Source organism: Boudabousia marimammalium (genome assembly GCF_001936115.1).
Taxonomy (GTDB): Bacteria; Actinomycetota; Actinomycetes; order Actinomycetales; family Actinomycetaceae; genus Boudabousia; species Boudabousia marimammalium.
This window is the reverse complement of record NZ_MPDM01000006.1, coordinates 1-15853: the sequence shown is the minus strand read 5'-3', so window position 1 is coordinate 15853 and position 15853 is coordinate 1. Positions and strand designations below refer to the sequence as shown.

The window sequence follows — 15853 nt, the reverse complement described above, 5'->3', positions numbered from 1 at the left end:
CTATTCTGCCCTATTCCGTGCCCGAATGAAACTGAAACAGTACGGACAGGCACTTCCCAAAGCCATCAGCTGAATCCGAAAAGAAAGGTCTAAACAGCTTCAAGATCGTACATATACATCAACGCGCCAGCGCGCTTCACCACTGCGTGGACGCCAAGACTCATCACTCAGCTGAGGGACCCGAGTCCACGTGTGTGAATCCACGTCCGGAGCGAAAGTGAACCGCTCAGGAGTCTCAGACACTTCCGGAAAACTCATGTCAATCGTTGAAATTACAAGCTTTGTGCAAATATCTAGGGCTTCCAGATAAACTGATTCGCCGCCGATAATCCAGGTTTCATCACCAAAATTGGAGGCCAAATCGAGGGCCTCCGGCAGGCTGTGGGCGACCAAAGCGCCCTCGGCCTCCCAATCTGTTTGACTGGTCAAAACAATGTTCGTGCGGCCCTCAAGTGGCCGCTGAGGGAAGGACTCCCAAGTTTTGCGACCCATGATTACTGAAAATCCGTGCGTCAACTGCACAAACAGCTGCAAATCCGCGGGCACATGCCAAGGAGTTTTCCCCTCACGTGCAATCACGCCCTCGGGGCTTTGCGCCCAGATGGCTCCAACTACGGAAGGAACCCTACCGTCCGCGCGGGAGGGATTCTGGTTGAAAACTGGCATCGTGCACCTGATCCATCACAAAAGCCTGCGGTTCCAAATGAACCATATCTAAACTGGCATAAGTACCAGCCACCACGTCACGGGCCATAGAGCGAGTCCCAAAGAAGCCGACGGCCGCGCCCACACCGAAAGGCAAAGCGCGTCCCACCAGCTGCTTGCCCGTGTTCTTCGTCATCTGCTTAGTCGCGAACTTCGCCAGCATCCGGTTAATCGTGCTCCCTGAAGTGCCGGTGATTCGCTCCAAAGTAGCTTTCGCCCATAAGGAACCAACTTTCCCCAGTTCCTCGCGCGCCATCTCCGCACCGCCTTCACCTAGGAGAGCGGCCAGCAACATGAAACGACGCTGCTGCTGAGAACTGACTTCCACTCCCTTAATCTCTGCCACAGTCAACACCATGTACGCGGAGTGAACCAAGAAGGCGGCTAGCTGAGCCGTGGAAACACCCACGGCTACCGCTGTGCCAGCCCCCGGCATGAAGGCCGCCGCACCGGTAGCGCCACCGGTCCAAGATGCACGCGAAATGAACAAGTCAGCAACAATCTCAACCAGCTCATCGCTAGACGCATCCGGATACTTACGGCGCAGCTTCTGCACCCGCTTAATAATCAGCGGGGCAGGCGCTTTCAAAGCAGCATCAATCGCTTCCAGCATCGCCTCTTCAGAGTTAGAGGCAAGCGCATTAGTTAGCGTCACCCCAATGGATTTAAGTAGGGCTGAAGGGATCTTCATCACCGGCTCCTTTATTCAGTGTCGGAACGGCCTTCAAAAGTCAACATAGGCTGATAGGAAGCGCCAGTGTGCACGGTGTTACCCACCGTGCAGTACTTAGCGATGGCTTCCCCCGCCTTCTCTGCCAGCTGGGCTTTCTCATCATCGGACAGTTCCGTTCCCGAGAGCACCATTTCAATCTGGAAATTATCGAAACGCTCCTCAGTCTCATGGACCGTACCAGAAACCCCCACGGTCTCCACAAAATCACGAGTCCCCAAGGCGCGGGAAATCGTGTGGTCAGCAGACATCGCATTACAGGTTGCAATGGCAAGCTTAATCAAATCACCCGGGCTGAACTCTCCCGGCCCCTTGCCGATCTTCACTTCAGCGCCACTGGCGCTGCGCCCCACAAAGGTGCGGACGCCGGTGCGTTCCGCCCACAGCTCCTTCGTCGCTCCCGAATCAGCTGCGGGATCGTCGGTCACTTGTACTGTTACAGAATTCTTTTCACTCATGGCCATATTTTTTCATGGATTACCCGAAAAAGACCAGAAACGGGCCGCTTTGGCCTTTCAGCGAACTGGGAATAAATTCACCCAGCTAGGTAACGCTTCGCAGCCTCAAGCTCTCGCTCCACAGCCTGATTAGTCTTCCCCGCGATTGCGCTTTCTATCATCGGGCCAATCAGGAAGACGTCCACCTTGACACTGCCGGATACGGTCACCGCGACCCCCTCGCCCTCGGCCCGCAACTCACACTGGAGCCCACCAGAAACCGGAATCCCACGGGAAGAACTCGCGACTTCATAGCTGAAAGCGTCATCTTCGATAGGTCCAACAGTTTCTCTCACTGAGATGCTCTCCGCCCCACCTAAGACCTTCGCGGCTGGACCAGTCTGCATTTCAGGGGGCAAAGGCAAGGTTGAAAGCAAAGTGACATCCCCGGAAGCTGATTCAGATTCAACCTGTGAATCAACCGCCCTTCCCTCTGCCCGAACCGTCCGATAATGAGGATCTAGCAGCATCTCATGCACCTGGCTTAAGGAAGCGGGATAGGTGAACGCGGCAGATAAGTCCATGGAGGCTCCTTCAACGAGGGGGATGGGGTGTCGTACCCTGCTCAGTAATTCAGTGTAGGAATCCTACCATGTGCAGTTCTGCCCCGTTTCGCTTGACGCTCCACAATGGGTACGATAGTGAGGTGCAGAAGTTTAGAGAAATCATCACAAAAAATGCCAGTCCGGAACTAAGCAATCAGCAGATCGACTGGTTGCAAGTCTTGGTTTCTGACTGGCAGATTCTGGCTGACCTGTCCCCAGCGGATCTGGTGCTGTGGATTCCCACCTCTGATAATCGGTTCATTGCGGTCGCACATTGCCGTCCAGCTACTGCCGTGACCGTCCACCTCGATGACATTGTGGGCCTCTACACTTCCTCCTCGAAAGCCAGCTTCCTGAACGAGGCCCGCCGCTCCATGAAGGTAATCAGTCCGCAAGCCCCCCGTTGGGCTGGCTCATATTCGGTGCAGGAAACCGCTGTGCCCGTGGTGCGCAACGGAGTTTGCATTGCCGTGATGAGCGCTGAAACCAATCTGGGTGCTTCCACATCGACCTCCAACATGGATGCTTGGCTTTCCAACTCTGCGCAGATTTTCATGAAAATGATTGCCAACGGAGAATACCCTTACCGGGCCACACCTACCTCTGCTTTTAACGGTGCGCCGCGTGTGGTCGATGGTGTGGTGCGCTTAGATGAGGATGGAATCGTGCTAGGAATTTCCCCCAACGCGCGGTCGTGTTTCCGTCGTTTAGGCGTAAAATCTCAGATCGTTCATGAGAACCTAGTAAAACTTGTAGCCGACTGCACAGTGCAGGGGCTTTCCGTGGTTGATGAAAGTTTGCCCTTGGTGCTGATGGGGCGGGCTGCTTGGCGTACCGAAGTGGAAGCTGGCGGAACGACCCTATCCATACGAGCATTGCCTTTAACCCGTCGTGGTGGGCGGCAAGGCGCGATAGTGCTGGTGCGTGACGTTTCTGAAATGCGTCAGATTGAACGCGAAATCATGTCGAAAGAAGCCACGATACGCGAAATTCATCACCGCGTGAAGAATAATCTCGCCACCGTTTCTGCGTTGATTCGCATGCAGCTTCGCCGCTCCAACAATCCGGAGGTTAAGGTGGCTTTGGGTGAAGCTGACCGGCGTGTCGCTACTATCGCAACTGTACATGAGGCACTATCTCACTCCTTAGAGGGGACGATTGCTTACACGCCTTTGGCTAGAACAGTAATTGCTAATGCTGCTCTTTTAGCTTCTTCAGCAAACCAGGTGGTCACCAAGGTTGAGGGAGATTTCGGCCTGATCGACGCAGATCGTGCATCCACTCTGTCAACTGTTTTGGCGGAATTGGTCGCAAACTCGGTTGAGCACGGGTATCAGGATAACGACGGCACCATCGAAGTCTATGTGGAACGTGAAGGACAGTATGCTCACATCCGACTGGTTGATCACGGCGTAGGCATCGCTGAGGGCCGGACCGGCACGGGGCTGGGTACCCAGATTGTGGCTTCCCTTGTGGAAGCTGAGCTGCATGGTTCGATTACTTGGCGAAAGCGCGCTGAGGGTGGTACTGAGGTGCTTTTGCATGTCCAAGTCCAGCAGGGTGAGAACTAGAATCTGGCGGGGCTGCTTTCCTCTCTGGCGAGGGGTTTCGGTCGGGTGAGGGTAAAGGTCTGGGCTTGCCCCTCTCGGATTATCAGTCCGCTAAAGGGACGAGGGCGTGTCCGGGTGCTGGTCGTCGGACTGAGGCCAAGTCGGCTGGCGCTAATCGGGTCCAAAGCGGCAGGGGCTAACAGCAGGTCGGCCTGATTTTGGGAAGCGGCAGTAAATACGGCGCTATCTCCAATGATGAGCAGGCTGGTCTGGCTTTGCCTGATGCTTCTAAAAGTAGCTTCCGCCGCTATCTGGCCGGGCGTGAAATTGGCATATTTCAGCCACTGATCGGCGGCTTCAAGAATCATTAGCCTGCCAGATGCCGTGGAGTCCAAACATTGTTCTGCGTGCACCGTCTGCAACCAGTTCGGGTCATGCCAATCGAAATCATGTGGGCCGTTTAGATCCGGTCCGACTCTGATGGTTTCCCAGTTTGCTCTGTGAGCGCTGGCGAGTAGAGATTCCGTTAGCTCTTGTTGCCAGGTATTTCCGCCTCCGGCTGTGACAATTGTGCCCGGGTCTATGCCGAATACTTGCGCCGGTTCTGACGGGCCGGCGTCATAGAGCCCGAGTGGCAAGGAAACTGGTGTGCTCTGCTGGTAGGAAAGCAAAGCTGGATGGTCCTGGGTGAGAGTTTCAGGTAAGGGCTCAGTCCAGGGCGTTTGCACCCGACAACCTGTGCGGCCCACAGATTTGGCGGCTATCTGGCAGGCTTTAACCAGCTGGTCAAGGTCTGTTTTAGGTAGATAGTCGAAACGGATTGCGGTCGATTGTTCAGCTTGCACAATCGCGTTGCCTGGTTTCGTTTCTAAGGTTGCCGCACTACCATCTCCTAAAACATCGTATGAGTCAGCGCTATCGGTGACTCGTAGGGCGACCCTCAGCGGACAGTTTGCACGAATCGTGGAATCGACTGCCCCGGCTGGGCGTTGGGTAGCTAAAATCAGGTGCATTCCCAAGGATCTTCCCTGACTGGCCAGCCGAATTAGGCTTTCCATCTGGGCGGGGGCATGCTGCGCTAGCTCACGGAATTCATCCACCGCAATCAGTAGCCTGGGTAAGATCTCATCTGAATCTGTTTTTGCTGCCAGCCAAGAATCGTAGTCGCTGAGCCCCCGACTGGCAAAAACTTGCTCTCTTCGTTTTAGCTCTAGTGAAATCCCCGCCAGTGCGCGCACTGTCAGCTCTGTATCTAAGTCGGTCAGTACCCCCATGGTGTGCGGAAGCCCTGCCAGCCGGTTGAAAGTTGCCCCGCCCTTGTAGTCAATCAAAATCAGGGACAGCTGCGTGGGGGAGTGCCTGGTACACAAGGTTCCCAGCCAGGTCAAAAGGGCCTCAGACTTTCCCGATCCCGAGGTCCCTGCCACCAAAGCATGCGGCCCACTCGCAGCTAGATCAAGCCAATAACTAGGGGCAGAGTCGCCACACTGGGCGCCCACTTCTGTGCTTAGTCCCGGATGGTTCTTCTGCCAGTTCTGGGCAATGCTACGCGGTTTCGTCATCCAGCCGTTGCGCTCCAGAGCGAGGTTGCTCTGCTGTAAGCCACTTGATGCCGTTGGTTTCATCAACTGCCGCCACCAGTTCGCGGAGCCTACCGCTGGTGGGGCGGTACTTATCAGGTTGCAGTCCCACGGTGCCTGGGAGGTTCTCTCTGCACAGACTAGGAGCACCTCGTCAGCCTGACAGGGTGGAGCAGTTTCGGCCTCCTTCGCGGACAGTAAACGAATCTGTCGCAAAGTTGGTGCGCTCCCTCCGTTTTCGGGGAATGTGCTAGGCCGGTTCAACTCCCAAGTGCCGGATGAATCAGTGATATGCCGGCTTTGCCTGCGGAGCAGTAGTTGCGCAGCCCACCAGCGCATGGCTGGTAAAGCGCTGGGGCCAGTGAGACAGATTGTTTCTCCAGCGGTCACAGTTAGAACCTGAGGCAGTCCGCTATCTTTCAGCTGTGGACGGCGCCTGACCCAGCCGTCGCTTAACCAAGCAGATACAGCTGCTTCACCGCTCTTTGGTGGGGCTCCCCCTCGGCAACGCAAAGTCGCGGCGGCAAGTAGCTGCGCTGGATCCAGCACAGGTAGTTTTTGTTTCCCTCGCCAAACCCAGTAGGACAGCAACAAGACCATTATGCCACCCAGCGCGGGCAACCATCTGAGTGTCTCTACCCCTCCCCAGCCCGTCAGCCGCAGCAGCAGGGTGAAAGAAAACAGCAGAGGGAGAAGAGCAAAAAGACGCCAAGATTTGCCAATTTTTGTGGTTCTCTCTGCTTCAATCTGCGGGGCGGGGATAGCTCCGCTACCGGGCCGCAGTCGTACCTGCCATATCGTGTTCCCAGAAGCAAAACGGGTGCCGACACGAATCTGGTAGCTGCGTCCCGGATAAAGCCGACGCGAAAACCTAAAGAGACTTAACAACGGGCCAAGCTGCGGACGCGCCTGAAAGAGCTGTCGCGTCACCCCTGCCTGGTGGGAAAGTAACAAAGTGCCAGTATTTCTATCTGCATCCCATGTCCACACGCCATGCGCCAAAGCCAAGTCGGGGTCGCTTAGCCCGTGAGACAAACCGAAAGGTCCGGGAGGCAGGCATACTCCCGCATCTGGCCCAGACAGAACCGCCAGATGGGCTTCGGCGCAAATATCAGATATCGAAAACACTTTTCTAGATATAGTCTCCTTTCAATCGTCGCACCTCAAAGCCAGTATCAGGTTGGGGAAAAACAAAAGTGCCCGCAAATGTGGAAAACTATTAACAGGTAAAGATTCTGGGTAGACGAACCCTTAGCACATCGGGGAAGATAAAGTCCATGGAAGACAGCACTGAAAACCTTAGCAATGCCGGGATTAACGGGGATACCCCACCGGAGTCGGTCCGCGCAGAATGGGCTGACCTTGCCGCGAAAGTTGAGGCTGCGCAGACAGAATACTATGACCAAAAAGGTGAGGCCATTGAGGGCCGCCAGACGACGCTGTCAGATGAAGAATACGACAAACTATTCCATCGCCTAGATGACTTGGAGGCGCAGTGGCCGCTTTTGCGTACCCAGGATTCGCCCACCCAAAGGGTCGGCGGCGGCTCTAGCAACGACTTTGAAAAGGTCGCCCATCCCAGCCGCATGATGAGCCTAGAAGACGTTTTCACCCTGAGTGAGGTCAATAGTTGGGTTGACCGGATGCATGTGCAGACCGGCTCCACTGACTTGGAGTTCAGCGCGGAAGTCAAAATCGACGGGCTGGCGCTCTCCCTAATCTACGAGGGGGGCCGCCTAGTTCGTGCCGTCACCCGCGGTGACGGCTACGTGGGTGATGACGTCACCCGAAACGTCATGACGATTTCTTCTATCCCACATCGCCTCACTGGTAGTGGTTTCCCCGCCCTGCTGGAGGTTCGTGGTGAAGTTTTCTTCCCCCTCGCTGATTTTGAAAAAATGAACCAGCAGCGACGTGAATTCAATGAGCTACAGTTACAAAGAAAAGCGGCGGGTAAATCTCATGAGGCCCTGCAAAAAGAGTTCGTTAACGCCCGTAACGCTGCCGCCGGTTCACTGCGGCAAAAAGATCCGACCGTCACGGCTTCCCGCCCCCTCGCCTTCATTGCACACGGCGTGGGAAGCGAGGCCGAGGGTGCGACGGAAGTCTCCTCTCTTTCTGCCTGGTTTGAACAGCTGAGCAGCTGGGGTCTGCCGGTCTCTCCCTACTCTAAAGTGGTGAACTCTCGAGATGGGGTACTGGGCTATATTGCCCAGTACGGAGCGCAACGTACTGAACTGTTCCATGAGATTGATGGGGTTGTCATCAAGGTCAATGATCTGTCCCTCCAGTCCCAGATGGGGGCGACTGCGAGGGTGCCGCGCTGGGCCGTCGCCTACAAGTATCCGCCTTTGGAAAAGCGTACTGTGCTGCGCGATATTCGCGTCCAGGTGGGACGCACGGGGCGGGTGACGCCTTTCGCTGTGTTGGATGAGATTTTGCTGGCCGGCTCCTATGTTTCCCGGGCTACTTTGCATAATCCCAGTGAGGTGGCGCGAAAGGGCGTGAAGATCGGTGACACAGTTACCGTTCGTAAGGCAGGCGATGTGATTCCTGAAGTGTTGGGCCCGGTGGAGAGCCTCCGCACCGGCAGGGAATACGATTTTGTGATGCCAACGCTGTGCCCCTCTTGCGGTACGCCAATTGGTCCGGCAAAGCCGGGGGATAAGGATATGCGTTGCCCGAACGCGAAGTCTTGCCCGGCACAGTTGACTCAGCGGATCGCCATGCTGGGTTCTCGTAAGGCCTTGGATGTTGGCGGCTTGGGGGATCAAGCTGCGGCGGCGCTCACCCAGCCAGAGCTGGACCGTGACCGGGTCATTGATGCCCTTTTGACCGGTCACTATGTGCAACTGGAGGATGGCTCGAAGATTTCTTTGCCCCCTGAGCAGCGAGGGGCGGTGGATGATCCGCAGGCGCGGGAGCGGGCGGACGCCTATCTGCCGGCCCCGCAGACCCCAGTTCTGCGTAGTGAAGCGAGACTCTTCAACCTGTATGTGGAAGACCTTGAGGATGTCTTCTTGTGGCGTGAAGAGTTGGAATCCGACGGGGAAGGCTCGCGTCCGTCTGGTAACTGGAAGCAGGTCAGGTACTTTTATAATCGGCCACGGCAGGTGAAGGATGAGTGCGAGATTCGCTACGAGTCCCAGCCATCTTCCACTACGGTTGCTTTGCTGGAAAACCTTGAGGCAGCGAAGCAGCAGCCTTTGTGGCGGGTGATTGTTTCCCTTTCCATCCGCCATTTCAGCTCTGTTACTGCCCGCACGCTCACGGCCGCTTTCCCCTCCATGGAGGCCATCAAGTCGGCTTCTCGTGAAGAGCTGGCCGCGGTTGATGGAATCGGTGACGTGATGGCTGAGCAGATTATTAACTGGTTCGCGCAGGATTGGCATCTGGAGATTATTGAGGCTTGGGCGGCGGCAGGTGTGCGCATGGCCGATGAAGTCCGAGAGGACGAGGAAGATTCTGGCCCTGGTGTGCTGGATGGCTTAACCATCGTCATCTCAGGTTCCATGCCCGGTTACACGCGCGATGAAGCTAAGGCGGCAGTCCAAGCGCGGGGCGGTAAGGCAACCGGCTCAGTGTCGAAGAAAACCTCGGTGCTGGTCGCCGGCCCAGGGGCTGGATCGAAAGAAACTAAAGCTCAGGCCCTAGGGGTTCCAATCCTCTCTGAGGATAAGTTCCAAACCCTGCTAGATTCCGGTCTAGCGGCGGCTCTGGGGGAAGCTAGCGCCCAATAAAGCACCTCTGGGTGGCTTTAGAGCATAATCCCTAGGGGGCGGATGATGCGTTCAGTGACCCGCCACAGCCAGGGCCGCTTTGCCCATTCTTCAGTGGTCAGGCAGTGGGCGGTTTCCAGGTCTTTCAAGAAGACTTTTTCCATCACCATGGCAGTGTTTTCTCCGTGGAAGACTAGGTTTAGTTCGAAGTTTCCAGACAGGGAAAGCCGGTCAATATTGGCGGTACCGATCGTGCACCAGCGCCCATCAATGACCGCGGTCTTGGCGTGGACCATGGCGTGTTCGTACTGCCAGATTTCCACTCCGGCAGCCAGTAGCTCACTGAAGTAGGGGGCGGCCGCCCAGTCTGCCAAAATGTGATTTGAGCGCTCTGGGATTAGCACTCTGACATCGACGCCGCGGCTTTCTGCCTTCTTTAATGCGTCAATGAATTCCCGGTCGGGAATGAAATAAGCCTGTGTAATCCACACTCGTTTGGAGGCACGGTTAATAGCGTCAAGGTAGGCGCCGCGGATAGGGTAGAGCAAACGGTTTGGGGCGTTTGCGATTGCTTGAATACGGGCGTCCCATTTGCGGGCCCCTTCGTTGGGAAGCGCGGGCTGTTTGTCTTTCTTAAAGTCATTCCAGAAGTTAGCGAATGAGTTTTCCAACTCCCATACGGCTGGCCCGCTAATACGTACCTGCGTGTCACGCCAAGCGGTAGCGTAGAGGGAGCCGATATTGTATCCGCCGACCCAGCCGACTTCACCATCAACCACTAGAAGTTTGCGGTGATCGCGACCGAAGAGCCGGCGGCGTATCAAGAAAGCGCTGGGGGGCAGCAGCGGGAAAGCTCTCACATGGAGATTCGGTAGTTTCGGGAAGTGCTTGAAATGGGGGCTGACCACCAGGTTCGCGAAAGTATCGAAAACGCAATAGACGGTAACTCCGCGTTCTGCGGCAGCGATGAGCGCCTCTTTGAACTGCTGCCCGACCTGGTCGCCCTTCCAAATGAAGGACTCAAAGTAAATGGTGTGCTCTGCCTTCTCAATGCTATCTAGCATATCCGCGTAGAGAACTTCACCCTGTGTATAAACTGTTACCTCATTTTTTGACAAGGTGGTGTTTTGCGGCGGCAAGTGCGGGTAGCGAATATCGCCACCAGGAATACGCCGTTTACGAAATTGGTCATGCGCAATGATGCTGCTAGCCGTAATTACCTGCAAAGCCGCAAAGCCGAAAAGCCACAGTTTCAGGGCCTTATGGGCGGTATTCCTGATTCTGCGGAGGCGAAATAACGGTTTGCGCAAACTCATGTCTAATAGCCTACCTTAGTAGCGTCGGGGCAGACAGCTTTAGGGCTAATGTCGTAAACTCAGAGCATGTCTAATTTTACAAGTAGCGAAGTCATGCGTTTAGCGCAGATGGCACGCATTGCAATTACCGAATCCGAAGCTGAAGAGTACGCCTCTGAGCTCGGAAAGATTACTCAGTCAGTGGAGACGGTTCAGCAGGTGGCAACCCCTGATGTTCCGGCTACCTCCCACCCGATGCCGCTCACTAACGTGATGCGCGAAGACGTGGTGGGGGAAACCCTGGACCGTGATGAGGTCCTAGCTGCGGCCCCCATGTCGCAAAACGGCATGTTTAAGGTAGCTCAGATTCTGGGGGAGGAGTGAAATGACTGTTGATGTAACTAAACTTGACGCAGTAGCGATGGCGGAGGGCTTGCGTGCCGGCGATTTCACTGCCCGTGAGCTCACCCAGGCTTGCCTTGACCGCATTGAGGCTTTCGATGGCCGCGTCCACGCTTTCTTGCATGTGGATGCCGAGGGTGCTTTGCGGACCGCGGATGAGGTTGACCGTCTCCGCGAAGAAGGCGCTGATTTGCATCCTTTGGCCGGCGTGCCGATCGCCTTGAAGGATAACCTGGTTACCCGTCAGATGCCGACTACTTGCGCTTCGAAGATTCTGGAAGGCTGGATGCCGCCATACTCTGGCACGGTTGTGCAGCGCATCATTGATGCGAAGCTGCCGATTCTGGGTAAAACCAATATGGATGAGTTCGCCATGGGCTCATCCTGTGAATACTCTGCTTTCGGTCCGACCTATAACCCTTGGGATCTAACCCGGGCACCGGGTGGTTCCGGTGGCGGCTCTGCTGCTGCAGTGGCGGCTTTCATGGTGCCGCTCGCCCTCGGCTCCGATACTGGTGGTTCGATTCGCCAGCCTGGCGCTTTCACCGGTACGGTCGGCGCTAAGCCCACCTATGGTGCGGTGTCTCGTTACGGCCTAGTCGCGATGGCTTCTTCTTTGGATCAGATTGGTCCGGTAACCCGCACGGTTCGTGATGCGGCTGCTTTGCAGGAGCTCATCAGCGGCCATGATCCGCATGATTCAACCTCTCTGCCTGATCCGGTCCCCGCCCTGTTGGAGTCGGTTAAGCAGGTCAGCAAGGAGGGTTCTATTGAAGGTCTGCGCGTTGGTGTGATCAAGCAACTGACTGGTGAGGGCTATTCTGCTGGCGTGCAGCATCACTTTGATTCCGTGGTGCAGGCGCTTAAGGAGCGTGGCTGTGAAGTAGTTGAGGTGGATTGCCCCTCTTTCGATTACGCTATGGCAGCCTACTATCTGATTATGCCGGCTGAGGTTTCTTCGAACCTGGCACGGTTCGATGGCGTTCGCTACGGTTTGCGGGTTGAGCCCGAGGAAGGCCCGGTAACCGCTGAGCGGGTGATGGCAGCCACTCGTGGCGCCGGTTTCGGTCACGAAGTGAAGCGCCGCATCATTTTGGGCACCTACGTGCTGTCTTCTGGACAGGTGGACGCCTACTATGGTTCCGCGCAGAAGGTTCGGACTTTGATTAAGCGCGATTTCGCGGCAGCCTTTGAGAAGGCTGACGTGCTGGTTTCCCCGACTGCCCCCACTACGGCTTTCCAGCTGGGACAAAGGCAGGAAGACCCCATGGCAATGTATCTAAATGATGTGGCTACGGTTCCAGCCAACCTGGCTGGCGTCCCCGCCATTTCCGTGCCGAATGGTTTAGAAGACGGCCTGCCCTGTGGTTTCCAGGTCATTGCACCGGAGCAGCAGGATGAGTTGATGTACCGAGTCGCTCAACTGGTGGTGGAAGCGACCGGCGACGATATGCCCTCGCAGTGCCCGGCTAAGGATTGGAAGGTGGAAGCATAATGGCTGACTTAATGAAATACGATGAGGCTGTGAAACGGTTCGACCCGGTCCTCGGCTTGGAAGTTCACGTGGAGTTGGGTACGAAAACGAAAATGTTTGATGCCGCCCCGAACCAGTTCGGTGGTGACCCGAATACTTTCGTCACAGAGGTTTCCTTGGGGTTGCCCGGCTCTTTGCCGGTAGTGAATGCGACGGCAGTTGAGTACGCTATCCGAATCGGTCTGGCTTTGAACTGCAAGATTGCTGAATACTGCCGTTTTGCCCGGAAGAACTACTTCTATCCGGATCTCACTAAAGCTTTCCAGACTTCCCAGTATGATGAGCCAATTGCCTATGACGGCTATTTGGATGTGGAACTGGATGATGGCGAGGTTTTCCGGGTGCCGATCGAGCGCGCACATATGGAGGAGGACGCCGGTAAGAACACTCACCTCGGCGGTGACAGTGGCCGTATTCATGGTGCTTCCGCTTCTTTGGTGGACTACAACCGCGCGGGCGTGCCGCTGGTGGAAATCGTGACTCGCCCGATTGAGGGCGCCGGTGAGCGTGCGCCTGAGATTGCGGCTAAGTACGTGGAGACTCTGCGCGATATTTTCCGGGCGATTGGGGTTTCGGAGGCTCGCATGGAGCGCGGTAACGTTCGCGCGGATGTGAACTTGTCTTTGCGGGAGTCTCCGGATTCACCGCTGGGTACCCGTACTGAGACGAAGAACGTGAACTCTTTCCGTTCGATTGAGCGGGCTGTCCGTTACGAGATTCGCCGCCACGCCGCTATTTTGGCGGCCGGCGGTACGATTCAGCAGGAGACTCGCCATTTCCATGAGGAAGATGGTAGTACTTCGGCGGGCCGCGCTAAGACCGACGCTGAGGATTACCGCTACTTCCCGGAGCCTGATCTGGTTCCGCTGGAGCCTTCCCGTGAATGGGTGGAGGAGATTCGCGCCAGCCTACCAGAGCTACCCGTGGAGCGCCGCCGTCGCCTCCGTGAGGAGTGGGGCTTTACGCAGATGGAGATGCGCGACGTGGTGAACGCCAACGCACTTGATTTGATCGAGGGCACCGTGGCCGAGGGGGTGGCCCCCGCCGCAGCCCGTAAATGGTGGATGGGCGAACTTTCACGTGCCGCGAAGGAGCAGGAGATTGCGCTTACTGAAGTGGCGGTTACTCCAGCCCAGATTGCGCAACTGCAGGACCTAGTCGATTCTGGCAAGCTCAACGACAAGTTGGCGCGTCAGGTGTTGGAAGCAGTACTGGCCGGCGAGGGCGACCCAGCAGAGATTGTCGCCGCCAAGGGCATGGAGATTGTGTCGGATGACTCTGAGCTCCTCGCCATTATTGATGAGGCTTTGGCACGAATGCCGAAGGTCGTCGAAGACATTAAGGCTGGAAAGCTGAAGGCTGCTGGCGCTATCGTCGGCCAGGTCATGAAGGCAACCAAAGGCCAGGCTGATGCTGGGCGCGTAAGCGCTTTGGTAATCGAACGGGTCGGTTCCTGACCTGTCATGGGCCTTTTGCACACAGATTTATTGTTAGAAGAGAATCGGAGAGAGAAATGATTCGAGTTAGCCCGTCATACACCGTGGCAATCCGAGTGGTAGTTGATGACACCGTTAACACCATGAACTTGGTGGAGGTTGTCAGTGAGGTCGGTGCTGTTCTTACCGCTCTCGACATCGCTAAAGCAGATGCCATGGGTATGCATATTGATATTACTGCTGACTGCCACGATTCTGAGCATCGTCGTCAACTGGTGGAAGCCTTGGAGGAACTTCCTGGTGTCACCATTTTGAGTGTCGCAGATTCAACCTTCCTCGCCCACATGGGTGGCAAGCTGGAAGTTAAGACGAAGATTCCAGTGAAGAACCGTCGTGACCTGTCTCGGGTTTACACCCCTGGTGTGGCCCGGGTTTCGACTGCTATTGCGGACACTCCGGATAAGGCTTACTTGCTTACCATGAAGTCCAATACGGTTGCGGTTGTCTCCGATGGCTCTGCCGTTTTGGGCTTGGGCGATATTGGTCCGGCTGCGGCTTTGCCAGTGATGGAAGGTAAAGCAGTGCTGTTTAAGGAGTTCGCTGATGTGGACGCCTGGCCGGTCGTGCTGGACACGAATGATGTTGATGAGATTGTCAACATCGTGAAGGCGATTGCGCCCGCCTATGGTGGTATCAACCTGGAGGATATTTCCGCACCCCGCTGCTTCGAAATTGAGGAGCGTTTGCGAAATGAACTGGACATTCCGGTCTTCCATGACGATCAGCACGGCACCGCTATCGTGGTGTTAGCTGCCTTGCTGAATGCTTTGAAGGTAGTCGGCAAGGACATCTCTGAGGTTCGTATCGTGGTCGCTGGTGTGGGTGCTGCTGGTTCAGCCATTATTAAGTTGTTGATGGCTCAGGGGGCGAAGGATATTGTCGGTTATGGCCGCACTGGCGCGCTGCATGCCGGTGATGTTGAGGGTATGCATCCTTCACGTCGTTGGCTGGCTGAGCACACTAACCCGCGTGGTGTGACTGGTGATTTGCGCTCCGGTTTGAAGGATGCCGATGTTTTCATTGGGGTTTCTGCCGGTAACTTATTAGATCCGGAAGATATTGCGCAGATGGCGGATGGCGCGATTGTTTTCGCTTTGTCGAACCCGACCCCTGAGGTAGATCCGGCGGGTGCCTCTAAGTACGCCAAGGTTATCGCTACGGGCCGTTCCGATTACCCGAACCAGATCAATAACGTGCTGGCTTTCCCGGGCTTGTTCCGTGGTTTGCTGGATGCTCGCGTCTCTGAGATTACGACCGAAGTGCTCCGTGTCTGCGCGGTAGCGATTGCGGGGGTAGTTTCGGAGCGGGAATTGGACGCAAATTACATCATTCCTGGTGTTTTCGATAAGCGTGTGGCGCCGGCAGTGTCTGAGGCGGTCCGTAAGGCCGTGAAGGATTTGCCGACACGTGAGATTCCGGTTCAGGAACACATGAACCTCTAATTGCTCTCTGGCAGTTAGGTTAAGCGGGTGCGACTTTCTTGGTTGCACCCGCTTTTCGTTGACTTTCGAGGGAGAATCCGAGTTTTCAAGGCGGGGTGTAAGGCGGGTCAAAACAACGTGACCGTATACTCAATTCCGGCATTTTTCGGATACAATTTGGCGGTATTTTGCGGTAAAGATTTTCCCTGACCAACAGATGTGATGCAGGTTGCAGGATTTCGGTTTGCGGTGGGGTGGTCGTTCCACTAAAGTTAATCCAGTCGTCGCGAGTGATTGTGGCGGTTGCCGGGGCTGGTTTTTCTGGTTTCTGGGTTTTCCTCCTTGTTTTGATTGCGTGTGTTTTTGCGCGTTTTTGGGG

General features: G+C 55.8%; 13 protein-coding genes. 6 read left to right on the top strand and 7 right to left on the bottom strand.

What is annotated here, in order from left to right; genetic code table 11:
- Positions 1 to 99: 99 nt before the first annotated feature.
- The 4 genes from BM477_RS06260 to BM477_RS06245 form a co-directional block, all read right to left on the bottom strand.
- Positions 100 to 666 carry a dihydrofolate reductase gene (locus tag BM477_RS06260; protein WP_075361815.1) on the bottom strand — a complete coding sequence of 189 codons (567 nt, stop codon included), beginning with the start codon at positions 664 to 666 and terminating at the stop codon, positions 100 to 102.
- Positions 626 to 1396 (bottom strand): hypothetical protein, encoded by a 771-nt coding sequence (locus tag BM477_RS06255; RefSeq protein WP_075361814.1) that lies wholly within the window; start codon positions 1394 to 1396, stop codon positions 626 to 628. The genes BM477_RS06260 and BM477_RS06255 overlap by 41 nt, the downstream gene beginning before the upstream one ends.
- 11 nt (positions 1397 to 1407) lie before the next feature.
- Entirely contained in the window at positions 1408 to 1893 is a 486-nt protein-coding gene (locus BM477_RS06250) for an OsmC family protein (RefSeq protein WP_084543782.1), read from the bottom strand.
- Between the two features lie 77 nt (positions 1894 to 1970).
- The gene (locus BM477_RS06245; protein ID WP_075361813.1) at positions 1971 to 2456 is read right to left on the bottom strand and encodes a DUF2505 domain-containing protein; all 486 of its coding nucleotides are present in this window, start codon (positions 2454 to 2456) and stop codon (positions 1971 to 1973) included.
- Between the two features lie 122 nt (positions 2457 to 2578).
- On the opposite strand from BM477_RS06245, the gene BM477_RS06240 reads away from it, so the two are divergent.
- Positions 2579 to 4048: a sensor histidine kinase gene (locus BM477_RS06240; RefSeq protein ID WP_075361891.1), complete on the top strand. Its 1470-nt coding sequence runs from the start codon at positions 2579 to 2581 to the stop codon at positions 4046 to 4048.
- Here the strand turns inward: BM477_RS06240 and BM477_RS06235 are convergent.
- Positions 4045 to 6735 (bottom strand): FtsK/SpoIIIE domain-containing protein, encoded by a 2691-nt coding sequence (locus BM477_RS06235; RefSeq protein ID WP_075361812.1) that lies wholly within the window; start codon positions 6733 to 6735, stop codon positions 4045 to 4047. The genes BM477_RS06240 and BM477_RS06235 overlap by 4 nt on opposite strands.
- A gap of 149 nt (positions 6736 to 6884) precedes the next feature.
- Here BM477_RS06235 and ligA point away from each other — a divergent pair, with 149 nt between their 5' ends.
- A complete protein-coding gene (gene ligA / locus BM477_RS06230; RefSeq protein ID WP_075361811.1) occupies positions 6885 to 9347 on the top strand; it encodes an NAD-dependent DNA ligase LigA in 2463 nt (820 codons plus the stop codon).
- Positions 9348 to 9364: 17 nt separating this feature from the next.
- Here the strand turns inward: ligA and BM477_RS06225 are convergent, their stop codons facing one another.
- Entirely contained in the window at positions 9365 to 10642 is a 1278-nt protein-coding gene (locus BM477_RS06225; RefSeq protein WP_075361810.1) for a phospholipase D-like domain-containing protein, read from the bottom strand.
- Between the two features lie 66 nt (positions 10643 to 10708).
- On the opposite strand from BM477_RS06225, the gene gatC reads away from it, so the two are divergent.
- The 4 genes from gatC to BM477_RS06205 are packed head-to-tail and all read left to right on the top strand — an operon-like array spanning position 10709 to position 15495.
- A complete protein-coding gene (gatC, locus tag BM477_RS06220) occupies positions 10709 to 11005 on the top strand; it encodes an Asp-tRNA(Asn)/Glu-tRNA(Gln) amidotransferase subunit GatC (protein WP_075361809.1) in 297 nt (98 codons plus the stop codon).
- 1 nt (position 11006) lies between these two features.
- Positions 11007 to 12518 carry an Asp-tRNA(Asn)/Glu-tRNA(Gln) amidotransferase subunit GatA gene (gene gatA / locus BM477_RS06215; RefSeq protein ID WP_075361808.1) on the top strand — a complete coding sequence of 504 codons (1512 nt, stop codon included), beginning with the start codon at positions 11007 to 11009 and terminating at the stop codon, positions 12516 to 12518.
- A complete protein-coding gene (gene gatB / locus BM477_RS06210) occupies positions 12518 to 14014 on the top strand; it encodes an Asp-tRNA(Asn)/Glu-tRNA(Gln) amidotransferase subunit GatB (protein ID WP_075361807.1) in 1497 nt (498 codons plus the stop codon). Before gatA ends, gatB begins: the two co-directional genes overlap by 1 nt.
- Positions 14015 to 14073: 59 nt before the next feature.
- A complete protein-coding gene (locus BM477_RS06205; protein ID WP_075361890.1) occupies positions 14074 to 15495 on the top strand; it encodes an NAD-dependent malic enzyme in 1422 nt (473 codons plus the stop codon).
- An 85-nt stretch (positions 15496 to 15580) separates the two neighbouring features.
- Here BM477_RS06205 and BM477_RS08480 read toward each other — a convergent pair.
- Positions 15581 to 15853: hypothetical protein (locus BM477_RS08480; RefSeq protein WP_222842285.1), on the bottom strand; the 273-nt coding region annotated here is incomplete at its 5' end.